The organism is Bradyrhizobium sp. CIR18 (assembly GCF_014198295.1).
Classification (GTDB): Bacteria; Pseudomonadota; Alphaproteobacteria; order Rhizobiales; family Xanthobacteraceae; genus Bradyrhizobium.
On record NZ_JACIHF010000018.1, the window covers coordinates 59,526 to 82,777 of the forward strand.

The 23,252-nt window shown below is 57.9% G+C and carries 24 protein-coding genes and 2 pseudogenes; 14 read left to right on the top strand and 12 right to left on the bottom strand.

Going from position 1 to position 23,252, the window contains the following annotated elements; all coding sequences use genetic code 11:
* Nucleotides 1–10: 10 nt before the first annotated feature.
* The 3 genes from GGD65_RS34900 to GGD65_RS34910 are packed head-to-tail and all read right to left on the bottom strand — an operon-like array spanning nucleotide 11 to nucleotide 2,063.
* The gene (locus GGD65_RS34900) at nucleotides 11–427 is read right to left on the bottom strand and encodes a phage holin family protein (protein ID WP_018322505.1); all 417 of its coding nucleotides are present in this window, start codon (nucleotides 425–427) and stop codon (nucleotides 11–13) included.
* Nucleotides 424–1,092, bottom strand: a complete 669-nt coding sequence (locus tag GGD65_RS34905; RefSeq protein ID WP_183238176.1) for a hypothetical protein — start codon at nucleotides 1,090–1,092, stop codon at nucleotides 424–426. The genes GGD65_RS34900 and GGD65_RS34905 overlap by 4 nt, the downstream gene beginning before the upstream one ends.
* Nucleotides 1,093–1,103: 11 nt before the next feature.
* Nucleotides 1,104–2,063, bottom strand: coding sequence for a DUF3618 domain-containing protein (locus tag GGD65_RS34910; protein ID WP_183238177.1), 960 nt, complete (start codon nucleotides 2,061–2,063; stop codon nucleotides 1,104–1,106).
* A 2,219-nt stretch (nucleotides 2,064–4,282) separates the two neighbouring features.
* Here GGD65_RS34910 and GGD65_RS34915 point away from each other — a divergent pair.
* Complete coding sequence (locus GGD65_RS34915) at nucleotides 4,283–4,474, top strand: CsbD family protein (protein WP_026202761.1); 192 nt, start codon at nucleotides 4,283–4,285, stop codon at nucleotides 4,472–4,474.
* A 544-nt stretch (nucleotides 4,475–5,018) separates the two neighbouring features.
* Here the strand turns inward: GGD65_RS34915 and GGD65_RS34920 are convergent.
* Nucleotides 5,019–6,041, bottom strand: a complete 1,023-nt coding sequence (locus GGD65_RS34920) for an ABC transporter substrate-binding protein (RefSeq protein WP_183238178.1) — start codon at nucleotides 6,039–6,041, stop codon at nucleotides 5,019–5,021.
* Between the two features lie 471 nt (nucleotides 6,042–6,512).
* Between GGD65_RS34920 and GGD65_RS34925 the strand changes: the two genes are divergently transcribed.
* From GGD65_RS34925 to GGD65_RS40575, 5 genes are all read left to right on the top strand, one after another.
* Complete coding sequence (locus GGD65_RS34925) at nucleotides 6,513–6,821, top strand: hypothetical protein (protein ID WP_183238179.1); 309 nt, start codon at nucleotides 6,513–6,515, stop codon at nucleotides 6,819–6,821.
* Between the two features lie 796 nt (nucleotides 6,822–7,617).
* Complete coding sequence (locus GGD65_RS41270) at nucleotides 7,618–7,758, top strand: hypothetical protein (RefSeq protein ID WP_409362779.1); 141 nt, start codon at nucleotides 7,618–7,620, stop codon at nucleotides 7,756–7,758.
* Between the two features lie 50 nt (nucleotides 7,759–7,808).
* A complete protein-coding gene (locus GGD65_RS34930; RefSeq protein WP_183238180.1) occupies nucleotides 7,809–8,168 on the top strand; it encodes a PAS domain-containing protein in 360 nt (119 codons plus the stop codon).
* The gene (locus GGD65_RS34935; RefSeq protein WP_183238181.1) at nucleotides 8,165–8,926 is read left to right on the top strand and encodes a GGDEF domain-containing protein; all 762 of its coding nucleotides are present in this window, start codon (nucleotides 8,165–8,167) and stop codon (nucleotides 8,924–8,926) included. Before GGD65_RS34930 ends, GGD65_RS34935 begins: the two co-directional genes overlap by 4 nt.
* Nucleotides 8,923–9,234: a PilZ domain-containing protein gene (locus GGD65_RS40575; RefSeq protein WP_183238182.1), complete on the top strand. Its 312-nt coding sequence runs from the start codon at nucleotides 8,923–8,925 to the stop codon at nucleotides 9,232–9,234. Before GGD65_RS34935 ends, GGD65_RS40575 begins: the two co-directional genes overlap by 4 nt.
* Before the next feature lie 639 nt (nucleotides 9,235–9,873).
* Here the strand turns inward: GGD65_RS40575 and GGD65_RS41045 are convergent.
* Nucleotides 9,874–10,194 (bottom strand): hypothetical protein, encoded by a 321-nt coding sequence (locus tag GGD65_RS41045; protein ID WP_312014219.1) that lies wholly within the window; start codon nucleotides 10,192–10,194, stop codon nucleotides 9,874–9,876.
* A 2,605-nt stretch (nucleotides 10,195–12,799) separates the two neighbouring features.
* Between GGD65_RS41045 and GGD65_RS34950 the strand changes: the two genes are divergently transcribed.
* Nucleotides 12,800–13,159: a hypothetical protein gene (locus GGD65_RS34950; RefSeq protein ID WP_246783519.1), complete on the top strand. Its 360-nt coding sequence runs from the start codon at nucleotides 12,800–12,802 to the stop codon at nucleotides 13,157–13,159.
* A 189-nt stretch (nucleotides 13,160–13,348) separates the two neighbouring features.
* Nucleotides 13,349–13,552 (top strand): cold-shock protein, encoded by a 204-nt coding sequence (locus GGD65_RS34955; RefSeq protein WP_018321078.1) that lies wholly within the window; start codon nucleotides 13,349–13,351, stop codon nucleotides 13,550–13,552.
* Nucleotides 13,553–13,558: 6 nt separating this feature from the next.
* Here the strand turns inward: GGD65_RS34955 and GGD65_RS34960 are convergent, their stop codons facing one another.
* Both GGD65_RS34960 and GGD65_RS34965 read right to left on the bottom strand, forming a co-directional pair.
* A complete protein-coding gene (locus GGD65_RS34960) occupies nucleotides 13,559–13,921 on the bottom strand; it encodes a hypothetical protein (protein WP_183238183.1) in 363 nt (120 codons plus the stop codon).
* A gap of 236 nt (nucleotides 13,922–14,157) precedes the next feature.
* Nucleotides 14,158–14,340, bottom strand: a complete 183-nt coding sequence (locus GGD65_RS34965) for a hypothetical protein (protein ID WP_183238184.1) — start codon at nucleotides 14,338–14,340, stop codon at nucleotides 14,158–14,160.
* Nucleotides 14,341–14,531: 191 nt separating this feature from the next.
* Here GGD65_RS34965 and GGD65_RS34970 point away from each other — a divergent pair, with 191 nt between their 5' ends.
* Nucleotides 14,532–14,921 carry a hypothetical protein gene (locus tag GGD65_RS34970; protein ID WP_183238185.1) on the top strand — a complete coding sequence of 130 codons (390 nt, stop codon included), beginning with the start codon at nucleotides 14,532–14,534 and terminating at the stop codon, nucleotides 14,919–14,921.
* 381 nt (nucleotides 14,922–15,302) lie between these two features.
* Here the strand turns inward: GGD65_RS34970 and GGD65_RS40585 are convergent.
* A pseudogene (locus GGD65_RS40585) lies at nucleotides 15,303–15,514 on the bottom strand (hypothetical protein).
* A 358-nt stretch (nucleotides 15,515–15,872) separates the two neighbouring features.
* Between GGD65_RS40585 and GGD65_RS41275 the strand changes: the two are divergent.
* The gene (locus GGD65_RS41275; RefSeq protein WP_018321073.1) at nucleotides 15,873–16,073 is read left to right on the top strand and encodes a hypothetical protein; all 201 of its coding nucleotides are present in this window, start codon (nucleotides 15,873–15,875) and stop codon (nucleotides 16,071–16,073) included.
* 738 nt (nucleotides 16,074–16,811) lie between these two features.
* On the opposite strand, the gene GGD65_RS34980 is transcribed toward GGD65_RS41275, so the two are convergent.
* Complete coding sequence (locus GGD65_RS34980; protein WP_183238187.1) at nucleotides 16,812–17,303, bottom strand: hypothetical protein; 492 nt, start codon at nucleotides 17,301–17,303, stop codon at nucleotides 16,812–16,814.
* A gap of 871 nt (nucleotides 17,304–18,174) precedes the next feature.
* On the opposite strand from GGD65_RS34980, the gene GGD65_RS34985 reads away from it, so the two are divergent.
* Both GGD65_RS34985 and GGD65_RS34990 read left to right on the top strand, forming a co-directional pair.
* On the top strand, nucleotides 18,175–19,014 hold the full coding sequence (locus tag GGD65_RS34985) for a Crp/Fnr family transcriptional regulator (RefSeq protein ID WP_018321070.1): 840 nt from the start codon (nucleotides 18,175–18,177) through the stop codon (nucleotides 19,012–19,014).
* A 212-nt stretch (nucleotides 19,015–19,226) separates the two neighbouring features.
* A pseudogene (locus GGD65_RS34990) lies at nucleotides 19,227–19,591 on the top strand (tyrosine-type recombinase/integrase); the annotation flags it as partial.
* Between the two features lie 392 nt (nucleotides 19,592–19,983).
* Here GGD65_RS34990 and GGD65_RS40900 read toward each other — a convergent pair.
* Complete coding sequence (locus GGD65_RS40900) at nucleotides 19,984–20,271, bottom strand: DUF1127 domain-containing protein (protein WP_312017765.1); 288 nt, start codon at nucleotides 20,269–20,271, stop codon at nucleotides 19,984–19,986.
* Between the two features lie 97 nt (nucleotides 20,272–20,368).
* Here GGD65_RS40900 and GGD65_RS41280 point away from each other — a divergent pair, with 97 nt between their 5' ends.
* Together GGD65_RS41280 and GGD65_RS41285 are read left to right on the top strand one after the other, a co-directional pair.
* Nucleotides 20,369–20,941 (top strand): winged helix-turn-helix domain-containing protein, encoded by a 573-nt coding sequence (locus GGD65_RS41280; protein WP_409362398.1) that lies wholly within the window; start codon nucleotides 20,369–20,371, stop codon nucleotides 20,939–20,941.
* Between the two features lie 801 nt (nucleotides 20,942–21,742).
* Nucleotides 21,743–21,949, top strand: a complete 207-nt coding sequence (locus tag GGD65_RS41285) for a hypothetical protein (RefSeq protein ID WP_409362397.1) — start codon at nucleotides 21,743–21,745, stop codon at nucleotides 21,947–21,949.
* Nucleotides 21,950–22,087: 138 nt separating this feature from the next.
* On the opposite strand, the gene GGD65_RS35005 is transcribed toward GGD65_RS41285, so the two are convergent.
* Both GGD65_RS35005 and GGD65_RS40905 read right to left on the bottom strand, forming a co-directional pair.
* Complete coding sequence (locus GGD65_RS35005) at nucleotides 22,088–22,333, bottom strand: hypothetical protein (RefSeq protein WP_018321067.1); 246 nt, start codon at nucleotides 22,331–22,333, stop codon at nucleotides 22,088–22,090.
* Between the two features lie 642 nt (nucleotides 22,334–22,975).
* A complete protein-coding gene (locus GGD65_RS40905; RefSeq protein ID WP_018321066.1) occupies nucleotides 22,976–23,110 on the bottom strand; it encodes a hypothetical protein in 135 nt (44 codons plus the stop codon).
* Between the last annotated feature and the right edge of the window lie 142 nt (nucleotides 23,111–23,252).

Consider the following 23,252-nt stretch of genomic DNA (forward strand, 5'->3'; position numbering starts at 1 on the left):
TTTGTGCTGCTCATCGCACCATTCCCTTCACGGTATCCTTATCCTTTTCGAGCTGGCCAATCGTTTCCCGGGGGGCCAGATGACGCGCGTCAAGCCGGTTGATGCCGATGGCGACCAGCACGGCGGCGATGACCGCCGCGATGATTGCCGAGGTCAGATAGGAGACCGGCGGCGACCATCCCGCCGAGATCAATGCGGCGGACAAGGCGAACAGCGCCATGACGATCGCCGGAATCACCAGAACGGCGCCACCAACGATCAGGCCCAACGCCCCGCCGATCTTCTGAAGCTTCTCGCCAAGCTCCGCCTTTGCCAGGTCTATTTCATTCTGGAAGAGCTTGGCGAACTGCGACATGGCATCGCCGAGCAGTGTCGAAATAGCCCTGAATTCGCTTTGGCTGGTTTTGATATCGCGCTCGATGCTCATGGTACCGTGCTGCCCTGTGCCGACGAGGTTTGTTTCGTATCAGAGCTGCGCTGCATGGACTCTTGAGCCCAGGCTTGTTGGCCCGGCCTGAACGAGGTCCCGCCCGGCTTCTGACCGCCTCCCGAGGACGCACTGCCCGTCATGTCGCTCTGCCCCGCGGAGGACGACTGCCCTCCCGATGCCTTCAGGAAGCGGACTGCCGCGAAGCCTGCCAGCACTGATATCCCGAGAAAGGCCGCAGGCTGACGTTTGGCGAAATCGGTCGCGCCCTCGACGAGATCTCTGAAGCTTCCTTCCCGGATCTTCTGCGCAGCGTCTTCGACATAGTCGGCGGCGGAATCGATCCCCCGGGCGGCGAACGGCACGTCTGCCTCAAACGCGCGGCCCGCTTCGCGGATATTATCTGCCAGGCGCTCGATGAAATCGGCGCCGGACCGGGCCTGGCTCTGGATCTGGTCCACAGTTCCTTCCGCGACCCCCTTTGCTGCATCCGCGGCCTCACCGAACTTGTCGCGCGCAAGACCGGCCGATGCCTGGAAAGCATCGCCGGCGCGCTGCATCACCTCCGCTCCGGCATCGCCAATGTGTTCTTTCAAATCCTTTGCGGTGCCCTTGTCCGGGTTCTTTCCGAATTGGGTGACGTTGTGCGGGTCCAAATCGCTCATGATGGTTATCCTCAAGTGTTGGTTTGAGAGGGGCTAAAGGCAGCTTTGACCACGTCTTCGGCTGCCTCCTTCAATGTGTCCGCCATGTTCTGCGTCAAACGGCTGGCATGGCTTCCGAGATCAGCCTCGGCGACTTTTTGCGTCGCAGCATCGGCTGCGGATGTGGTCGCGTCTTTCGCCGCTTCGAACCCGGATTGCGCGGCAGCAGCCGCAGCCTGCTTCACTCCGTCACTTGCCTGGCCCATCACCTTGGCTTCAGCCTTCGTTTCGGGAAGAGCGGTAGCAATGATGGCGCCGATCGCGATACCCAGGCCTCCGATCAGCGCGGCATTGTCGCCAATGGTCTGTCGGGCCCGGTCAGGGGCGTTTGCCGCGGCATCCTTTGCGGCGTCGATGCCGCTCTTGAGCTTTTCACTTGCGGAGCGCGCAGCCTGCGCCGCGCTCGCCCGCAGATCAGAGGCGAGACCAGCGGCCTTGTCCTGCGCGTCACCGGCCATCCCGGCGGCCCGGCTTTGGGCGGAGGATAGCGTGTCCCTGGCGTCGCCCTGAATGGCCCGGGCGCCCTCCGTCACGTTCCCAAGCATGTGCTCCGCTTTGTCCATGACCGGGCCGGTGACGTCTGCAGCGCGATCCCGCACTGTCTTCGAGGTCAGGGCTAGTCCGGCGCCGATCATGAGAAGTGGCAGCGGCGTGCCTCGCACCAAGCGGAGCAGCGGGACACCCACTGCGGCGCCCGCGGCCACGGCGCGCATCGGATTGTCCATGATCTGTTGCTTGAGCCCGTCGACCCAACTCTGGGTCTTATGGCTGACGTATTCGGTGACTTCGGATTTGATGTGCTGCGGCGAGACCTTATGGCGAATGTCATCGGCGGTGTCCGATATCCGCTCCCTCAAACGCCCCACCGTAGTCGCCAGCTCCGCGCGCGTGCGCTCAGACTCTCGTCTCAACTCCTCCACCGATCGCGTCATCGATCCATCCTCTTATTTCTCTTGGATTTAATGACGAACTCACGCTTTCTTGAATCGTTCCTCAGGGATCGTCTTGGTGATCCCTGTAGCGATGTGACGTGCTTTGAAGAGCGGGTGGAGCTAATCTGCCCACCGCGTCCATGTAGCTTCGAAGCGATAGAGCTCGCGCGGCGTGCCCGCTTTACGCGATGCTAAATTCCGGAAAGCCGATAGCTTCGCTAAGCAAGCACTGCGTTGGAGCAGCGTGACCCCAAGGATGCACCTGAACTTCGGTAGTCGGCGGCAGCATTGGGTCATCAGGTGATAGACTTTCGGAGTACAGGGAGTTGCTCCTGGGTCACCTTGTGACGCTCCAACATCTTTCGTTGCAACTTTTTCCCGTTTCCCTCATTAGAGCATCTGAAACAACCAGCGGCCATACGGGCGCTCGGTTCACTTATCGTAGGAGGGAAATGGATGAAGTGGGTCGGCTTGTCCGGTTTTGCGATTGCCCTTGCTTCATTTGTAACGTCCTCCGCGTCGGCGATGCCCGCGGCAACACCGGATGCGATTGGCGCGTCCGATTCTAGCGCGCTCCCGGTCAAAATTGGGCACGGTCATGGCTGGGGGCGCCGTGGCGGCCGAGGGCATCACTACGGTTGGGGCAGAGGCCGTGGCCACCACTACGGCTGGAGGCACCACCTTCGCTGGTAAGCGGGCGGGCCCGTCGACCATTGGGTTGCTAAAAAGCGCCCAGCTACCTTTGGACGCTTGTCCCCTCGAAGCTCGCATTGCAAACTGACAGGATAGTTATCGCCTGCACGCCCTTTCCGTGAGGTTGGGGCGAGAACATTGCGCCGGTGAGGGCGGTGGGAGTCTCTTGATGCTGTGTTCCAGGCCGCGACATCCGATCCGTACGACGCTCGATCTAGCGGATGTAAAGCAGGTGAGATCCAAAAAGGAGGCTCGGCATATCGCAAGCTGACCTAGCCAAGATTGTGAGCAAGATCGGCAATTCCCTGGCGGCTATCCAGAAGGAAGTTGAACTCGACAAAGCAAGCACTGTTGAAAAGCGTCAAGTTGCGAGGAAGCACGTAGTTGCCCAGCAGTGACTTCCGATCCGCCTGAAATTTTCGCTTCCGAATTACGATAGCTTATCAAGGTTACGCTCCTGTTCTGAAAGTGGCGAGGTCTCGGGGAGCATCAAATGCATGGCACCCACCAAATCAACACCATCATCGCAGCAACAGTTTGCGACTTCTTCAAAGATCATTCCACCGCTCGGATCGCGAGTGAAGACGCTAAGCTGCTGGGGTAGTTAATCGTTGAGGCGCTGAATAATGCGGGGCTGGAGGTTGCCCTAGTCATCAAACAGACGCACCCGGCCCTTCGACTTCGCAGGATTGACAGTTAGGACTGGCGGCCAGGGGCATGTGCTCAAGGCGTGACGAGGTCGGTTGAACGGTCGTTTTCCGCTTTGGGTTAGCAGCAAACGGAACGAGGAGCGGAAGCGATGGGCCAACAGCCGACATCTCCAAAAGAGGCAAACGCCCTGCTCAAACAAAGAAACCCGCCGAGCGTTCTTGCGGGTTCACTCCCTGTGCCGCTGGCAGATCGCGGGCGATCTCATTTTCTAAGGCGGTCCTCGAAGGCTATTTCTTTCTTCGACGCGGAGCCGTCCCTCAAGGAAGCGTTGTAGTCGGCCTGCGAACTATTGATGTTTGATGGATTGCCGGGCGGCACTGCTACCAGTTGTCGCCCCGCTCGTGCTCGTTGGCTCTCCCGGTGCGTGAGAAGCCGAGCCAGGCCGGTCCTGGTTGCCAACATAGCCGGATTCGCCGGAATCGCGGATCTTAATGCCCTTATCGACTTGAGTTTGCACGTTTTGAGCAACACCGGATTGAGACGTCGTCTCCGTTTGCTGCTGGGCGGCAGCAGGTATCGACATCATTGGAAGTGCGACAAGGAGCTGCCGATAGGTATCGCATGGCTGTTTCTCCATCTAGCCCCGCCGCTTGATCAATGTGCGCAGCCCCGAACATTTCCGCCCTACTGATGAAAACTTGTGACTGCTGCGTTGACACATCTCACGCAGTAGTAAGCAGCACAGAGTGCAATCTGTGTTCTTCATCCGCCGCTACAGCCAAGTCTTAGTGCGCAACGGCGGCACCGCGTCTCGTAGGAACGACCGCGCAACGGTTTCGTTGTGCTCGTCTTCCGGACAAGAAAGGATAACGATCATGGACCGTGAACATGTGAAGGGCGCCGCCGACAAGACAAAGGGCGCGATCAAAGAGGGTGCCGGCAAGCTTACCGGAGACAAGGACCTGGAAGCCGAAGGCAAGATGGATAAGGCAAAGGGCTCCGCCCATAACGCTGCGGGAGACGTGAAGGACGCCGCGCGGGACGCCGCTGACGCCCTCAAGAAGTAAGTAGAAGAAGGTCTGAACTAGCCGCCTATGGGCGGCCTTTTCTTTTCTGTCAGTCCCACGACAAGCTTTGGGGCCGCTCTAGCTCGTAGGCTTTGCCTCCGCAATCCACATACGTAAGTGAAACTAGCCCATTTCGGCTCTGGGTCATAATGCGAAAACTTGGCCTGAGCAATCAAAGTCCGTACCGACCCGCTAAGCGGAACTCAGGTGTCTCAACTGCGCTGATGGGCCACTAACGGACTCATGCAACGCAGAGCTCATTCGATTATCTCGTCGGCACGGGCGAGCACGGACGGTGGCACGGTCAGACCGAGCGCTCCGGCAGTTTGGCAATTGACGACCAGTTCAAACTCGATTGGTTGTTCGACAGGCGGTTCGGCGGGCTTTTGCTCCTTTGATAATCTTGTCAACGAAACCAGCTGGTCTGCGAAAGAGATCTCGGGTGTCAGCGCCGTATGCTAAAATCAAACCGGCTTGCGCCCAATCCTTGAAACTTGCAGCTCGCTAAGCCCGCCTCCAGTGCCGCTGCAGCAGATATGAAGCGCTATTCGATCACCTCGTCGGCGACAGCCAACAAACTCACCGGAAATTCCAGCCCAAGCGACTTTGCCGTTGTTCGATTGAGCACCAGCTCGAATTTGGTTTGCTGGTAAAACGGGATGCCAGCCGGTTTTGCGCCTTTCATCACTTGATCGGTCATATCTGCAAGACGACGCATGGCGTCCCCAAGGTCAGTGCCGTAACTCAGCAGACCGCCCACATCGACGAATTCGCGATGAGGGTAGACAGCAGGCAGACGGTGTTTGGCGGCTAGATCAGCGATTAGTTGACGGTTCGTAAGGTGTTCGCCCTGATGCGCAACCATGAGACCGTCAACGCGGTCTGTTTCCATTTCATCGAAGACCCGCTCATACGCTGCTCCGTCGAGCTTCTCGCTGAGCAATACAGCGGCAATCCGAATACCAACCCGGCCTGCGGCTTCTCGGAGGGGTGCGAGACCCGTTTCCCAAAACATCGTCGCAGATGAAGGAATGAGCACCCGCACATTGCGTAGGTTTCGCACCGTCTCGCTAAGGAATTGCAGACGCTTGTCGTATACTCCCAATCCCGCATCAACACTCACTCCAGTGATATTTTTATCCGGTCTGGCCAGGTTCGTCACGACTCCGCCGGCGACCGGGTCACCGCTGCTAACTAATATTGGAATTGTAGTGGTCAGGGGCTTCAACTGGCGTGCAATCGGGCCGGAGAGCGAGATGATCAAATCAGGATGACTGGCAACGATTGTGCGAGCCAAGTCTCCATAGTGGTCGGACTGACCGAGCGCCGAATACCGGTCCACGAGCAGGTTTTGTCCTTCGACATAGCCAAGCCTCTTCAACTCCCCAAAATAGGCTTTGAACGTCAGGCGACCGTTGATAGTCATTCCCTCGGGCTTTTCGGCGGTATGGACAATCGCGATCCGTTTTATGCCCGGCGACCGAGCATCAGTCTGAGCGTAAACAGGCTTTGCGAAGCTCAGGGCTGCGGTGATCGCCGTACCCGCGATGAACTCCCGCCGTCGCATGTGCCCTCCAAGGATCACGCCGGAGCGCGAACAATCTAGCACTTTGTCATAAGACTGTGTGAGCGGCAAAGCTGCATTTGCGGGGCGGCGGCGAGCAAGGTCCGCTTGGGGTCAAAAAGCGGCGGCAAAAGCAAGCGACGTCCGCCGTCCGGTTTCCCCTCAATAGCTGAAGTGCCAACCGCGGCTTCTGCCACCCGTATTTTCCCAAGTGTTCGCCGGTCCCGGCTTCGGGTATGCGCTTAGTCGCATGAATCGAGCCGACTGTAACGCCCCGCCACCTCCTGTCTGCGAAAAAATGACGTGAAATGGTACCGGTAGGAGCGTTGCGCGCAATCGTGGATCGGCAGGCTGTACGGGTCTACAAGTGCTTTCCATGCCAGCGTATCGTCTCCGCGCCTCTGCGGGACTAAGGACATACTTGAAATTTCCGGCTGTCGCATTTGCCTGTGCCCAAGCGCAGCCAGAGTAGCCATGACGCAAGCGCCGCACCCGTGCGCCGCCTACCAGACCCCGAGAGCCAGCAAAACGAAAATGGTCAGGGACGACCGCAACGGCGTCAAGGAGAGTCCATGTCTCGCGGCCGCTTCAATTCGGCGCGCCGTAATTGATTTCATGCTGCGTGTCTGTCCTGCAAACGCTATCCCGAACATAATCGGCTTGCAAGCCTTCAGGACTTTGTCTGGCAATCAGAAGCTGTTTCCGCATTTCAGCGAGGCGGGCGCGGCAGTATTCGCGATAGAGCAGGTTGAATATGGCGGGCATGGGGCCCCCATCGTTTGAGTATCGCTATGAGATATTCCGAGTTTCTAAGCCCCAGCGATGCTGCCCGATGTGAGCCCATCCACAGGCTGCGTCAAACTTCAAAGGATGATCAGCTAACTTGCTTATCGGTGCAAAAACGGAACAGGGCTAGTTACCTAAAATCTAGCATAGCAGCCTTCTATTTCAGCAAAACTTCGTCAAACAACTCAAGATCGCTGCTGCGCGAATAAAAATCCAACCACAGCGCGAAATGAATTACCACTGGATGCAAGCACCGTTGGCTGCAACGCCGCCTATTAGCCACCGTACCGAAGCAAGAATGGATCAACCGAGGCAGCTAGTCGGTTTGCCACTTGCATGTTCGGCGTGGACTGCGTTTCGGTAGGCAGCGAACCGAGAGAATTGACGGCCATCCCGGCACCAGCGGCAAGAACAGCTATTACAATCGCGGAGAGATATTTGATCCTCATGGCGATGATCCTCCCATCGCTGACGACAAGACAATTGTGTTCGATGAAAATTGGTTCCGTTGCGGGTAGGTCCGTGTTGCGGGAACGATGCAAAAATTTTGGCCCGGGATTAAAATTTTGGCCGGGATTGAGTTGTCCTCCCGGCCAACCCGCCGCGCGCGTCTATCAGAACATCCCGATCGAGGCGAAAAGCGCAACCTCGATTAGGACAGTGAGGCTCATGATGCCGACAGTGAGAATTTCTTCGCCCGGTGGTAGAGGCGTCATAGCCTGCCTCGCACTGCGAGTTCTTCAGTTCGTTCTTCAGCTCATTCAACTTGGGCACCCAGGGCGGGATCAGCATCTTGAAGAGCGACGGCACTCTGTTGGTGCGCTGGCCGGCGGCTAAGAGTGTCCGAACAATTGGCGATACGTCTCTCTTCCAGCAACGCATAGGCGAAAGCGCCTCCGGGTTCTACAGATCACATCTCCGTTCGATGGTCTGATCAAGTACGTCGGTTACGAGCAGACTTCAAACCACCCTTTGGTCGTCACCGTGGCCAAGTCGGAGGCTGAAGTTTTGGAGAGCTGGCGCACTGATCTTGCCTCCGACGCTCTGATTGCTGGGATACTTTTGGCAGTGGTCGTTGGAGTTGCATGCCTGCTGAACGCCCAATTACGGTTCGGTGCGAGGGTCGAACGCTCCTTGCAAGAACGAGAGGCGCGCTTCCGGCTCCTCGAGGACAACATCGCCGACATCGTGATCGTTATGGATAAAAAAGGATACGTTCGCTACGTGTCGCCTTCCGTGGTTACCGTGCTGGATACTTGTGAAGATGCCTTTCTCTGCAGATTGTGCCTCGATGTCGTCCACGAAGATGATCGTGATAGAGTGATCGATGCGAGTAAGCAATGAAGGAGGAGGCGGCCTCTCCGTCCGTGCGCTTCCGGATGCGGCGCGCGACTGGTTCTATCGTGTGGTTAGAGGCCCACTTCAAGATCGCTGAGCGTTTCTCTTCGGCCGATGCGGAGATTGTGGGCGTCCTCGGGGATGTCACGAAGCAGAAGGAGATGGAAGACGAATTGTCCAAGGCGAACTTGAAGTCGGCCCAGCTCGCAATGACGGACGGGCTAACCAAACTGGCAAACCGGCGCAGCTTCGATGCATTTTTGCGAGATGCCTACGCTGCGCATGATGTTGTCTCGGTTCTCCTTATCGACATCGACCACTTCAAGGAATTCAACGACGGTTTGGGCCATCCAGCGAGTGATGCATGCCTGCAACAGGTTGCTGAAGTGATTGGCCGCGCAACGGCGAATACGAGAGGCTTCTCGGCGCGTTATGGTGGGGAGGAGTTCGCAGTAATACTCCCAGGGGGCACTGAGGAGAAAGCAGCGAGGGTCGCCGATGCCATTCGACTGTTGGTTCAGCGTCTGAAGATTCGTCACCCTCGGTCACCAACTTCTCGCGTGGCTGTTAGCGTCGGCGTGGCGCAAAAAAACCACGCCACGTCCGATGAATTCACATTACTCAGCGACGCTGACATCGCTCTTTACCATGTCAAGAAGCGAGGCAGGAACTGCACAGTGGTCAGTTCGACTACCGCCAGTCGCGCTGCCGATGCGCCGCGCCTCGCTCCATCTCTGGCCAGCCTGCAGAGGACGACAGAGTGAAGCCGAACAAACGAGGAGCACGGCGAATCGAATTCGCCCGTCCCTTTACCGCCAACATTATGGCGTTTGACGGTTCTTGGCAGCGGGCCTGCACTGTCAAAGACGTGTCTGATACTGGGGCGAGGCTCATTGTTGACGCCTCAGATCACGGTCTGCCTCCGAAAGAGTTCTTTCTCGTGCTTTCCGCGACCGGATTGGCTTACGGGCGATGTGAGGTGGCCTGGGTGAACGGTACGGAGGCCGGCGTGACGTTTCTGAAGCAAGCCAACGGAAACCGGAAGCTCAATCGAGCTACGGCCCAACAGTAGTGTGCTCCCTCGGAAGCCAATGAGCGAATCGCGGCAACGGGGCCGGTCTAAGGCCGCCGGCTAGCGGAGCAGGGCGTGGTCTCGCTCAGCAAACGGGCGAGATCGAGCCCGCCCGACGCAAGCTCAACCCAGCGCTGTCGCCCCCGGCCGTTCAGAACGCGCAGCCTCTTTCATCGCGGAGCTCGACCACAAGGCAGTTCTCATTCCCGCCTTGATCAAAAATGTGAGCGCGCCCTTCGGTGGCAGAGGTGCCGCCTTCTGGCCCTTCTGCGAATTGAGCATCGGCGGACGAAAGTCCGGCATTACATTAGAGCTGACCTGATTGCTCAGCCTGAGTTTTTCGCAGCTTGAACCGAAGCGGACAATGACGCTTTCGCATTTTTGGACTTAACTGCCTGACCTTGGCCGGGATGCTGCGAGAGATTGGCGGCACGGCACGTTGGGCGCACAGCGTAAGATCGGTCAACACGGGACGAGCGGCTTCGGTCGCTCCTTTCGTTGCTCCGCTGCCGGCCCTGCGAGCAACAGCGGCGACATCTTTCCGCTCGCGTATGCTTCTGCCGACCCCCTCGGTGCGGCCGATCGCGGTGCTTCGAAACCAGCCCCTCAAGGCCCATGCGGCAAGCAGCGCGGAATAGGTCAGGCCCGATCTCGCCTCGTTCGAACGGTGCCACGCTGATCCCGTCTGGTCGGCGCGCTAGCAGCTGCTGCAGATTTGCTTTGCGCAGGTGGAGGGGCAAGGAGCGCAAGTCGTCGCCGCCGCCCATTGAAGGCATAGAGCTGCACCTCGTGGTCGAATTGCCGGCTGTGCAGCGCGTTGAAGTCGCTGATGCCGTCCACCCCAAGAATGACGGCCTCGCCATCGATCACAAAGCGCTTCTGCCGGTTCTTCAGCGCCGCTTCGGCAATCCAGGGGTAGCTTTTGGTCCAGTCGGTGCCGTTGCGGGAAAGCAGGCGCATTCGGGTATCCTCCCGGATGACCAGCATCCGGTAGCCGTCGTGCTTTACTTTCGTGGATCCAATCCGGCCCGGGCGGGACCTGCTTGGCGGCGGTAGCAAGGCAGAGCTCGTACGCCATACGCATGCCACCGAAGATAGATTTCGCCACGCGCTTTCCAGTCGGGAACAAGTGGCAATCCCGCGGATTATGCCTTTGCTTCGGTCTCCCAACCCAGCCCTTGAGCCGGAGCAATCCCCATCGGCCCCGGCAGTTCCCCCTGCTGGGGCCGCCGTTTTTGTTGGCCACAAGCCCAATTACCAAAACGGGCCGGCCACAGCACACCGGCTGCCGGTTATGCTAGTAAGAAGACGTGCCGCGCCGATCGTGCGGAACGTCGCGGCATAGGCCGCAGGGGTCGTGCCAGAGCGGCTTCTGCGCCTTTTCTGTTTCCCGGCAGAGCTGTGGGAGTTTGGACACACTCCGGGAATGTTGGGAAATGGAAGGAACAGCAGGTCGGAGATGTGCTTATGTTGGCGGTGACGGCCTCAATCCCACGAGGCAGGAGCCTGTCCGGAGGCCCCAGCATCATCATGCCCCCCGGCCTGATGCTGGGGCCGCTACGGGAGTTTTATCTGTACGAGGCGTCGGTTGGACGAGACTTGGAGAGTCCTTTTCGCGCTTAGTGCGACGGCAGTCGTCGCCGTTGGCTCCTTCTTCGCCATCCGTTTTATTATCGGTTTGCACCTCTGATTTCGATCTCAGTTGATCGATAGTCCGGTAGCCCACGATGGCAAGTCGTCCATCACCACGATCAAAGTCGGGGCGAATGTCGGCGCCGCGAGCACCGCAGCCCTGGCACACGAACCGCGGCTCGAGATCTGACAGCCGGATTTCATCGGGCCAACTGTCCGCATTGATCGCAACGTGGTGCCCGCAATGGCAGTAGACCAGGACGCCGCTCAAGCCCATTTCTCGCATCTCGCGGAACGTGATCTTCAGCGGGCGACCGTCAGCGTGCGTGGGCGTGTGGCGTCGGACACGGCGAGGCATGCCGTCATCAAAGCGGCATCGTAAGTAGCTCGCAAATTATCGATTTGTAGGGGCTCGGAAGATCCGTGACCTACTTCCCATCGTGGGTGTGGAAAAGCAAAGAGAGCGCGATCAAGGGCGCCGCTTATGTCCAAAGGGATACAGACCCGATTGCCGAATTTTCCTAGAGCTTAGGGGACCTCGGCACCACCCCATTACTGTCGAGGCCTCCAACGGCGCCGGCGGGTTGTGCTAGGGCCTTTTTTTGCGGCATCAATAATGAGCGCGCGTCGTTCCGGTCGCGGGAGTGGAGAACGCGCTATTCGATCCCAGGATCGTGTTGCTGACCTTTCACGACGATCGCCAGGAGGCCAAGCACAGCGGCCGCAATCAGCAGCAGAACAGAGCCGATGAACCAGAGACCAATCACGGCGCGCCTCCTGTGAACATATCACGAAGATTGCCGATAGGTATCTGAAGGACGGGCCTAAGGGTGGGACGACGCTGCCGACATCGGCTGCACACCTCGCCAAAGAAACCGGGCGGTTTTACGGAGCGATCAGGTTATGTGGAGCGCGGCTCCGAAGGCGAGGATTACAGCCGGTTTCGGGCGGCCCATTGGGCGCAGGCCCTGTGTGCGTGTAATGATAATCGCAGAGTTGAGATAGACCGTGCTGGTCTGGGCTCTCGCGCCCCGTTCGCCGCGGCTCGAAACAACACTGGGCTCGCGCTCGCTGAACGCTGTCAGACGGTTATTGCTCGCGGCGCAGAGTTTTCTGGGATATCGGCAGCACCGCAACAATACCGCGACCAAGGGCAGCTTCGATGGACCGGCTTGTGGCCCGGAGGACGCCCTTATTTCCACGCTAGACCGCCACACATTGCCGCTGCGCTCGGCGATCATCTCGGGGTATTGGAAGCCAGCTTAGACGGTCGGACCGCGCGCGAGATTGGCGCCGCGAACGGCTGGGGCGATGGCAAGGCTGGGGAGAGGAGGGCTGTGCGCGCTCAAGACAATGCTTTGGCTGCGTTGGCTTCGATGGAGAAAAAGCTGGCAGCCTAACAATGAAACCATGGTCCAGCCTCATTTGAGACTGGAATCGCCGATCAACATCACCCCGCGTTATAAGCGGGGGACGGCGAGACGTGGCGAACGAGCGGCGACGTAATGTCTATGCTGCGCAGATCTTGGTCGACGGCAGTCCTCTGCGGTGCAAGGTCCGCCACCTCACGAATTGCTCTGCCATAGTCCAGATCGATAACGCGCCTTTCGTGCCCGCGGCTTTCGGCCTGCGCGTTCCAAGTACTGGCTTGGATATTGATTGCTCGGTTGTATGGCGGGATGCGCGCCATATCGCTGTGAAGTTTCTGAACTAGCAGCCTGCTTTTTCGTCGACGCGCGTCCCTGCCTTCAAGTGGGACCGTATTGACATGAAGGGATGTTGATCCCGACGTGACGTGCAGATTTTGGCGCGCCGGCCCACTACCGGCGTCGCCCATTTTTCCGGCCCAGTGCCGTGAGCCGCTTGGCGGCTCGTTTTTAAATCACCTAGTCGCAAGCGCGATCTCTTATCTCTGAAAGGAGAGCGGCCCGCTATGGCCAAACACACCACCGTGCTCGACGTTGTCGAGCGTCACCTACAATTCCCTCGCAGTCGCAGCGGCGGCGTTAGCAGACGATTGCAGGAAAACGGCCTCCTGCCGACAGGCCTACGGACCGCTGCACCAGATCTGGACGAAGACCAAGTAATCGATCTCGTGATTGCGTTGGCGTCCGACGTCACCTTGCACGAAGCGGCGGACGCGGTGCGCGCGTTTCACCGAATGACTCCTGGCGGTGTTCATCTCGAAGGCGCACCTCAAACTATTCCGAACGCTCCGATCGCGGTGTCGATCTTAGTTGAGGATGCCCGCGCTGGCGTAGCCGTCCCAATGCAGGAACGTTCGGTAGCGTGACGATCGGCGGGCTGGTCAGGCTTCGCGCAACACACGCAGGTCGATGCTGACGAGATCCGGATCTAGCTGCTGAAGCGTTGGCCGGACGAGGTCGTTGGCGGCGCCCCCGCGTGAAGGCGGGCTGGACCAGCCTTTCTTTTGTCGAAATTCAGGCACTAGCTTTGCTTTTTAGAAAATGGAGAATTCAAAGTGGCTATGGGGACAGTTAAGTGGTTCAACCCGACAAAGGGATATGGGTTCATTCAGCCGGATTCTGGCGGCAAGGACGTCTTTGTTCACATCTCGGCAGTCGAGAAGGCTGGATTTACCTCTCTCGCCGAGGGCGCAAAAGTCAGCTTTGACGTCGTGAACAATCGCGGCAAGGACTCCGCGGAGAACCTGCGAATCCGCTGATCCGGCTCAAGCGGCGCCGCGCAACGGCAATGCGAGCTGCAGTGTAAAAGGGCGGCTCGCGTTAGCTTGAACGAAGGCTTCAAGCGCTGGCGTCAGGTCCAACCGTTCCCGAGCAGCACGTTCGGCCAACGCATCTGCAATGTCCCCGGTGGCATCGCGGGACCAACCCTCGATGGCGTTCAACGCGACAATTCGGACGGGATAGGCGTATTGGCCGGAGAGCAGATCGCGAATGACGGTGTCACGATCGGTGTCTTGCTCGTCGGTCTCGCGCCACGCGCAGCCGGCATGTGCGCCGAAGTCTTCCAGAACCAAATAGATGTCGCGGTCTAGCCGATCCAGGGGGACAATCGAGGGCGACTGACGCATACGCTTACTCCGATACTACCACTCGGTGCGGAGAGACGGCCCCGGCTGGCAGGGGGCTGGGGTTATGGGCCGGGGCCGCTCCGCCGGCTCCGGGGACGAGCCGGCGTCGATTCAAGCATTAGCCCCCTCTGATGTTCCTTTGAGAAAGCCGCAGAGGTGCATTTGCGGTCGACGTATGCGGTAGAACGCGCGAGGCGCGACCTTCGTAAGAAGTGGAGCTTATTAGCTCCCTCATATCACCTCTGATGCCCTAGCCCGATCTCCAGGACAATCGCCTTCTGACGTAGTGCGCCTTCAGTTCGCTTAGTCATCTTAGCAATTTTTACAACCGGCGTCCGCGCCTTCGAGTGTGCCTTCAATTCTTTGATGTCTTCCTTGGTCCACTCACGGCGAACAGTCTTCTTGGTCTTCTTAGCCAAAACGCGCTCCTTCAATGGTGAGGAGCGCGGTCTAACACACCAGTCGCGATACGAAAACCCGCGCGACGTTACGTAGCGCGCATTCACCAATAGGAAACCAATGGCAAACGACTTGGTAGTTCAACTCGGCGCGAAGCTGGACCAATTCCAAAGTGATCTGAATCAAGCTGGCGACATGGCGGATGATGCGATTGACCGCATTGAGCAGTCGTTTGCTAAACTCAACGGCGGGTGGGTTCGCGACTCTCGGCGTTGCCGCTGCCGGCGTTACCGGCTTGGTTGGCGGGCTCCTTGCTGCGCTTACCAAGGTCAATAGCGAACTTGCTGACCTGCAGAAGAACGCCGAATTTACCGGCCTCACTGCGAAGCGCTTCCAGCAGATCCAATTTGCTGCAGGGCAGGGCGGTGTTTCTTCGCAGGAGTTTGTTACCTATCTGCGCAAGTTCGCCTCACTGCTGGCCGACGCCAAGGAAAATGAAAACTCGCTGACGAAGCTGCTTGATGCCAACAACATCAAGTACAAGGACCGCAACGGCCAGGTTATCAGTCTGAGCCAGCTTCTGTTATTGCCGGCGATCTGATCAACAAATTCGGTTCGATGCCCGAGAAGACGAAGGCGGCTCAAATGCTCGGGCTCTCCGAGAGTTGGGTTGAGGCTCTTCGGAACGGAAGCAAGTCGTTTGAGGATATCGCGCAGGGAGCGGAAGCGGCTGGCGCCGTGATCGCTGGTGCCACAGTCGCCAAGGCTGCTGCATTCGACCGAGCGTGGAAACAGTCCTCTGCGCAACTAGCTGCACAGTTCAAGTCGACTGCCGCTGATATCGGCGGGTGGTTGGATGACCTGATTGGTAAGGCGGGGGAGCTGGTAAAAGCTGCGCTTGAATCTCAAAACATTCAGTCCGGTAGGGGATCGGGAAAACTTCGCAATCGGCAAAGCGCCCAGCTTGCCGTCCCGCTGCGTCTCAGCGATCCTTATCTTCTTTGCCGTTGGGGCTGCCGTCGCCGCCGCCACTGCCATAACCGTTATTGCCGTTGGACCATCCGGCCTCCGGAGCTGGCGATGGCTGTGCTAGTCAGGGACGTCGACAGCAATGCTGTGATGGTAGGGGGGTACAACGGCGAACTTGCCGCAGGTCTTCAGAAATTCCCGCCGATCGTCATCTTGTTCTGACATTTCCACCCTCCGAGAGGTCCGCGCGGCTTAGATAATATTTAATCCACAATTAACGCCCCCAGCCAATGTCGACGAGCGCTACAATGGCGTGCTTCAGATGGAAGTTTCCATATCTTTCATGGCACTCCCCTCAAGGAACACCAATCGTCCGTTTTAGAACATTCGCAAAACGCTCGCCTCCCGGGACCACAATCATAAGGACCTTCGACGGCGTTCGCCGTTTGGCAGGTTTTCAAGCAAAAGTCGCGGAGCGTTGCCCATTTGCAACCCGCACAGCCGTTCGGAGTTGTAAGCTGATCGATCAGAATGACCGAAACATATTTCGTATTTGCTTTGACAATCGCAGCGGGGGCGAAAAGTGTTTGATGTCTATCGCAATGGGAAGCGAGATTTGCTCGTTCTAAACACAGGGTCCGCGATACCCGGGGCTTACTCTGCAAATAAGTGGCGCAAGAGCAGAAAAAGAATTCTCAAAGTAAGCGACGAGATTAGGTCAACCGTTCAGCGACAAGGGTATTACGTTCGTCGCTTGCACGTCACGAAGAACGGTTCGATTTAGTTCGAACGCGTCGGGCCCAATCTGCTGATTTATAGAGCTGTACTGGGCCCGCTACGAATGCGAAATAGGTCAGCGCTGGGGCCGCTTTGGGCAAGCGCGTCATCCTGCGGCTTTAACTTCCGGTCGGCCGCGCCCAGCGGACACTCTCAGCGTGCAGTGGAGGGTCTCAAATGGGCCACAAGCGGAAGTGAACGCTAAGGATGCGGCCCTGATCACGCCCTGTGTTCTGGGGACCAGCTCTGATTGGTCATCCAAGAACAGAACGCCATCGAGACACCTCCAGCAGCGGCGATCAAAAATAGATGGCTTTGGGAAGAGAAGCCCGCCAGAGACGATCCAACAATGCCGGACGCTGTAACGAGAGCGAGCTGCCAGCGTCGCCCTTCCAAAGAGTAATCGACAACCGCACTTGGAAACGCAACCAAAACGCTCAAGAACGGAAGCCCAACCAACCAAGAGCACTCGTCGACCCAAACAGAAAGTCGAGCACGCCGCCCATAAGCAGCGGCCCGACTATGAGAAACGTAAAAATGCGTTTCATTAGGTCACTGCCTCGCAAGAAAGGCGATCCGTTCGGAGCGTGGTGGCTCGTATAACCGGGTTGTGTTAACGCGGCACGAAACCGAATCCGACAAACGTCTGAAAGGAGTCAAAAGCGGCCCTCAACGGGCAACGCCGTGTTGGTCAGCTATGGGCCGTAAGCGGAAGTAGGAAAGGTCGGAGCGGATCGATTTGCTACTACAAGAATATGTTCCAGATCGCGACACGTGCATCGCTCAAATGCTTCTCGGCGTCAAATTCCAAGCTTACGATCCATTGCTTGTAGCCCATGACGTTAGGAGTCATTGCCTGACACTCCAACCATTCCTTCTTTGTCAGACTATCGGCGGTTACGTGACCTTCGAGTAGGCGCTTTTGTGGTTCGATGTTCGTGACTGGCTCGGCCTTAGCCCGACATCCCAGTCCCTCGTTGCGAAGAAACGCGATGACTGTATCCTTACCTGTGCCGAGAGGTATCATTTTCAACATTGCGTCGCGTGCGGATGCGGAGTCGTTTGTGCTTTGTTTCTCGACTTCCCGCATCGCACCAAACAAGCGATTGTCGTGATAAAATCGATCAACCTTAGCCGTCTCGTAGGAAAACCAAATCCAGAGCGCTGCGAAAAGTCCGGCCGGAACAGCCGCCACCACCGACAAGACAATAAGCAGAATTTTAATGGATTTTGGCACAGTACGACCGCTTTCAAGTCACAAGCAAGCGCTACACTCTCGTTACCTAACACTTTGCCAAGCTGCATGTGACGAATGTCGGCTTTGGGTCAATCGCGACGGTTTGGGCCCGCTTAGGTTAGGTCCGATCTATCCCCGACAGCCGACATATCCTTGGCCGTGGCATGCGGCAGCGATGGGCCACTTGCGGCCGTCGCAGAGGGGGACCGCTCAGGTTGAGCGAACAGGCGAGCCAAAACATTTGGCGGGACGTGAACCAATTCACATCTGACGAGGCCGCCCGGGGGCAGTATGAAAGCGGTGAATTTAAACCAAGGCCGTGGGATTGATTGCCAACCCTCCTGCTACGGAGTGCTCCATGAGCGGCGAACGGTGGCCTTTCTTTGCCGGCGTTGCATCGATCATCTTAGCGATATCCTTTGCGTACTTGCTTGAACGGAAGTGCCAAAGAGAGCTTGCATTTCAGCGCTCCTTTCCATCCGCGCTGTCCGAGCTAATTGTAGGAAGCGAGCCGATTAGGTGTTGGTTCGATAATTGATCTATGTGGAGGCCGACTTCTGCTCTGGTTCACAAGCGGCGGTCCGGCCGCTCAGTTCGTCAGGTCGGGCTCCTTCCCTGAGAATGGCCTTCTCGGCGGCTCAAAGGAATTCGGCTACGGGCTAGGAACGGCTTTATGTATCGCGGGACGAAGCCCCCCGGAGCCCCGCCCGGTCTGAGCGTTGACACGCTACCGGCCACGCGCCTGTGATCACCAAAAACAACCGCGCCGGGTAATATTGAACGTGGATCAATACCGCTTGTGCTGTCCGACTTCGACTATCACGTATCCGCGAATTCCCACAAAACCGAATGTTTGCATAGGGGTGATCCGATGAATTCCAATGCAGATTTTTCGACAATTCTAGACCGCATACTTAATACAGCGGCCGACAATTTCAGGATCGCAAAGATCCTCGTTCAAATGGGACTTGATCCCGACAACATCACCTACGACGCACTGTTTAATCGGCTGTTTGAAATTGTGTTGGCTAATATCACGCTCGCCAACATGTTCGCCTTGGTTGGCGCCATATTCTTTGTCGCTACCTTGCTGATGCAGAGAATGGTGCCGCTGCGGGTCGCGAATATGGTCGGCTGTACATTCTTCGCAATTTCTTGCGCGCTTTCCGGAAGCGTCGCCACCTTTCTGCTTTATCTGCTGCTGTTGCCAGTCAATGCCGTTCGCCTCCGTCAACTGCTCAAGCTCGTTAAGAAAGCACGTAACGCGACGCGGGGCGACAGGTCGATGGAATGGCTCAAACCATTCATGACCGAACGTAGATATCGCCGAGGCGACATACTCTTCAGGAAGGGTGATTCCGCTACGGAAATGTTCCTCATCGCCACCGGGAAGTTTCTCGTCATAGAAATCGGGGTCGAGCTTCCGCCAGGGCGCTTCATGGGAGAACTTGGCTTCCTCACACCCGATAACCGGCGAACCGCGACGATCGAGTGCATAGAAGACGGCCAAGTCCTGACCATAACCTATGAAAGGTTGCTTGAAATCTATTTTCAGAGTGATCAGCAATTCGGATACCATATCCTCCTCCTGACCAGCCAGCGTCTCCTGGAAAACAACCAGCGACTCCAGGGAAGCATCTCGCGGCTGGAAGCAGCTCTCGCACAAGAGAAAGCGGCGCGACAGATGGCAGCTGCGCGAGGCACAGCTTGAATGGCATTGACTACCATTGGGGGCACTACTGTCGCCGCGCAGTGCGGCTCTCGCGACGCAACGATGTCCGCTTGGGGTCAAAGGCAGGCGTCGAAGTGTCCACGGTGGCCTTCCGCTCAGCCGTCGGAAGCGGACCGTGTGGGGCTAAGAGGGCAAGTCAGTCGCGCGGGCCACGAGCGGACGTGGCACTGGCCTACCTATTGCGGGTATTAACTGCTGGCCGGCCAGTCAAATTCGAACTGACTGAATCGACCCGGCAGGTAATCGACGATTACCTGCGGGTTGCAGGCAGGAGGTCGGGAGAATACCTGTTCACTGGCCGGCGGCTGAGTGGACATATGACGACCCGCCAGTATGCCCGCCTCCTATCCCGCTGGCTCGCCGACATCGGATTGGACCCGCATCTGTTCGGGACGCATTCCCTTCGCCGGACCAAGGCGACCTTAATATATCGCCGAACCGGCAACCTGCGAGCCGTACAGCTGCTTCCAGGCATACTAAGATCGAGAGCACCGTTCGATATCTCGGCATCGAGGTCGACGATGCCCTCGCGATAGCAGAACAAGTCGACGTCTGACTTCGGGGCAGAGCAGACGCGCTCCGCGCTGCCTCACAGACCGCTCCGGGCCAAGAGCCGACCTGTGCGCCAGCGACCAATTGGTAAGTGTGCACCGTCGGCGAACTCAGGGAATAAGCGGCGCTGGCAGCGGCCCCGTTGGCAGTGGGACAAATTGATTCTGCGGCCCCCGGGCCATCGCCAGGATTGCCAAGATGATTGCAATGACCGCCAGGAGTTTGACCATCGATCGAAATTCTGCTGAAAACTTGTTCGTACATCCAAGTTCTTGGCTTTGCGCTGCGTCGTAAAAGCAATCGTCAGCGACCAGACGGCGCGAGTGGTATCTCGCCGGGATACAAACAGACTGCCTATCGTAGTGACAGTGAGCACGCCTATCGCCGATTGCCGAGCTAGGATGAACGAAAGATGGTTGGGTCGATGGATGGGTTCGAGGTGACGAAGTCGATCTCACCGCGCGTGATACCAATGTCCATAAGCTCGCTGTCCGTCAGCCGGCATAGCTGGGTTCGCAGCCTCTCGCGTTTGCGCCACTCACGAAACGCATCCCAATATGCTTCGAGGGGACTGTAATACTGCCGCCTTCCAGTTGCCGGTCGGATCCCAGTGGTCGCGTGGATCGTGCTCATGGCAGTGAGTCCAAGTTGGGCTGATTCACCAAGCGAAAATTGCCAGCACATCCGCTCGCGCGCTTAACAGCTGGCTTACATTTTCCTCACCGGCAGCTTATTCTTCGCGCTCCTGGCGGGCGTGGTGCCGCCGAAAAGGATTGGCCACTTGCGTTATCTTTTTGAGGATTACGCATTAGATTCCGATCGGCGCGAGCTTTACCGCGCAACGGAAGTGATTGTTGTCACACCTAAGGTGTTCGATCTGCTTGATTACCTGATCCGGAACCGGGAGCGGGTCGTCAGCAAAGACGACCTTATCAACGCCGTTTGGAACGGACGTATCGTTTCCGACGCCGCGCTGACGACCCGCATGAACGCCGCTCGGAGCGCAATCGGCGACACTGGTGAGAAACAGCATCTGATAAAGACGCTCCCGCGCAAGGGCTTCCGCTTCGTGGGCTCGGTTCGGGAAGGAGATGAAATCTCGACAAGACCGGTTGCACCTTTAGAGCAAGGCAGCGAGAACCTAACGTGCCCGGCTTCACCACCGCGTCTCTCCATCGTCGTGTTGCCATTCACCAATCTCGGCGGCGATTTGGAGCAGGACTATTTCGTGGATGGCGTCACCAGAAAATCTGACTGCAGACCTCTCCCGCATCAACGACTTCTTCGTGATCGCTCGCAATACCGCGTTCACCTTCAAGGGCAAGGCCCTCGACGTCAAACAGGTCGGGCGTGAGTTGAATGTCCGCTATGTGCTGGAGGGATCTGTGCAGCGGGCCAATAAGCTGTTGAGAGTGAGCGTACAGCTCATCGACGCCCAAACAGGGAGTCATCTATGGGCCGACCGGTTCGACAAGCCTGTTGCCGACCTTTTCGAAATGCAACACGAAATTGTATCGAGGCTGGCCAATACTTTAAACGTGCAGCTTGTTGCAGTTGAGGCACGACGTGCGGAGCGAATGCAGCATCCTGACACAATAGACTTGAATTTCCTGGGACGTGCTTGCTTAAACAAAGGCACGACGCGAGAAAATCTCGACCGAGCGCGCGGCTTTTTCCAACGAGTACTGGAGCTCCACCCATACGACGTCGGTGCGCTGGTGGGCATGGCGACCGTCGACGCGTCGCTCGCAGCCTCCTTTATGACAGATGACGGCGCCGCGCGTCTTGCGGCGGCCGAGGCGGCGTCGATTAAGGCTGTTTCTCTCATGCCTAGCCATGCCGTGGCCCATATCTGCTTGGGCTTCGTCCAAATGATCACGGACCGGCGGACCAAGCTATTGGCGAATACGAGCAGGCACTGGCGCTCGATCGGAACCTGGCCAACGCTCACGGTCTGATCGGTTTTGCGAAGTATTTCCTAGGCCGCGGCGCAGAAGCTGAATCCCATATCCAGGAGGCATTCCGTCTTTCCCCTCGTGATCGCGGCGCATTCCGCTGGATGGTGTGGGTCGGCTTCGCCAAGCTTCAGCTCAATGCTAACGCGGAAGCGGTCTCCTGGTTACGCCGAGGTCTCGAAGCCAACCGGAATTAGTCCATGGCGCATTTCGTTCTCGCCGCTGCGCTGGCCCAGCTACGCGAATTGAACAATGCACGGACCGCGGCGCAAGAAGGGCTCTCGCTCGATCCGACCTTCACCGTCAGCCGCTTTCGAACCATGGTCTTGAGTCGCCATCCGGCATCTCTCGCGGCGCGAGAGCGCACTTACGAGGGCATGCGTATGGCCGGGCTGCCCGAGGGATGACGCCTGCTTTGGGTCAAAGGCTGCCCGCGTTAGGCACCGTTACTTTGGTCGGCTAATCTGTCGGAAGCGGATATAGTTACGCTCTTGCCCAAGGTCAGCCACGGGCCAACAGCAGACGCCACTCGCCACTGAGGCGGCCTACTTTGGAGCGATCCTGTAAACGTCGCCAGGTTCGAGGTTGAGTTCCTCGAACATCCTCTGCTGCTTTTCTGTGAGGACCGCTGGCACAACTTCCGCAGTCCAGCCTTCGGGAACGGCAGCAAGGACTAGCGTCAATGCCTGACTAGGCTTGGCTAACGCGAGCCACATCTGCTTCGTTGGCTGCGGAGCGTCGTCCGAGGTCACCTCAACGATAGTGAATGAAGTGCCGAACGACTCTGCCATCCGTGGCTAATCCGCGGAATTGATAAGCGTTGCAATAACTAGCTGGGTCGCGGAAGGCGCACGGGGCCAGCAATCAATCTATAGGTGGGCACCCAAGCGGTGTTCCACGATTCCATGGTGGCACCGCAAACCGAGCACTCAAAGCTGGCGATCTGCCGACCTGAGGCCATCGCCTCGGTTCGGCTATAGACCGCTCCACGGTGGCAGGTTCGGTGGTGCGAATCGGGCATCCCCGTTTATGCGCTCCAAAGGCGAAACAGGCCACCGCTAAAATCGAATTAGGCCGCTGAGGATGGAAGCAGTGAAGCCGGGATGTACAGCAGGCCCCTTAACTAACGTGGCTTGGCACCGCTGTGCGGGCGCCGCCTTGCCCCCAGCCCTGCATATAGTTACTCTAGCTCAATTCGACGCTGGCCGAAACTTTCACATGCTAACGACGACACGCCAGTACATTGATTTTTGGGTCGAGAACAGCGTTCACGCTGCGGAGCAATATGGGGCGCCGGGCGCTTCACAAAGCGTGAACATTCAGTCCAAGAGTTCCGCCCCCTACCTAGGAACCGTTAAATATTGCCAACCAGATTGTCGACAATGGGCCGTGCAGCCCCTCGGGGCAGTCCAGCCGCCGCCCCTCCGGGAGTGTCAATTTAACTTCTGCTGCAGCTTCATGATGATCTCGCAGAGGTCTGCGATGTACTCCTCGATGATGCGACGCGCCTCGTTCAAGCGCGACGGCTGGGCTACCTTTCCGTCAGTCTGTTTGTCTGGATCGGTCATGAACCCGATGGAATGACCGCGGACCGCGAACTACCGAGGAGCACGCCCGGCGGGGTCGCGTCCTTGAGCCTCTGCACGCCCCTGCGGAGGCCGCAGCGATGTGGTGGCTGTTGGTCCACGGGAAGGCCTTTCGCGTCGACGA

Coding starts and splice junctions, on each gene's coding strand:
- GGD65_RS41285 (WP_409362397.1), top strand. CDS start 21,743: ATGGCGCATTTCGTTCTCGCCGCTGCGCTGGCCCAGCTACGCGAATTG.
- GGD65_RS35005 (WP_018321067.1), bottom strand. CDS start 22,333: ATGGCAGAGTCGTTCGGCACTTCATTCACTATCGTTGAGGTGACCTCG.
- GGD65_RS34960 (WP_183238183.1), bottom strand. CDS start 13,921: ATGCGTCAGTCGCCCTCGATTGTCCCCCTGGATCGGCTAGACCGCGAC.
- GGD65_RS34910 (WP_183238177.1), bottom strand. CDS start 2,063: ATGACGCGATCGGTGGAGGAGTTGAGACGAGAGTCTGAGCGCACGCGC.
- GGD65_RS34920 (WP_183238178.1), bottom strand. CDS start 6,041: ATGCGACGGCGGGAGTTCATCGCGGGTACGGCGATCACCGCAGCCCTG.
- GGD65_RS34950 (WP_246783519.1), top strand. CDS start 12,800: ATGGCCAAACACACCACCGTGCTCGACGTTGTCGAGCGTCACCTACAA.
- GGD65_RS34905 (WP_183238176.1), bottom strand. CDS start 1,092: ATGAGCGATTTGGACCCGCACAACGTCACCCAATTCGGAAAGAACCCG.
- GGD65_RS40900 (WP_312017765.1), bottom strand. CDS start 20,271: ATGTGCTGGCAATTTTCGCTTGGTGAATCAGCCCAACTTGGACTCACT.
- GGD65_RS34900 (WP_018322505.1), bottom strand. CDS start 427: ATGAGCATCGAGCGCGATATCAAAACCAGCCAAAGCGAATTCAGGGCT.
- GGD65_RS41045 (WP_312014219.1), bottom strand. CDS start 10,194: ATGCGCCTGCTTTCCCGCAACGGCACCGACTGGACCAAAAGCTACCCC.
- GGD65_RS34935 (WP_183238181.1), top strand. CDS start 8,165: ATGAAGGAGGAGGCGGCCTCTCCGTCCGTGCGCTTCCGGATGCGGCGC.
- GGD65_RS40905 (WP_018321066.1), bottom strand. CDS start 23,110: ATGACCGATCCAGACAAACAGACTGACGGAAAGGTAGCCCAGCCGTCG.
- GGD65_RS34985 (WP_018321070.1), top strand. CDS start 18,175: ATGAATTCCAATGCAGATTTTTCGACAATTCTAGACCGCATACTTAAT.
- GGD65_RS34915 (WP_026202761.1), top strand. CDS start 4,283: ATGGACCGTGAACATGTGAAGGGCGCCGCCGACAAGACAAAGGGCGCG.
- GGD65_RS34925 (WP_183238179.1), top strand. CDS start 6,513: ATGACGCAAGCGCCGCACCCGTGCGCCGCCTACCAGACCCCGAGAGCC.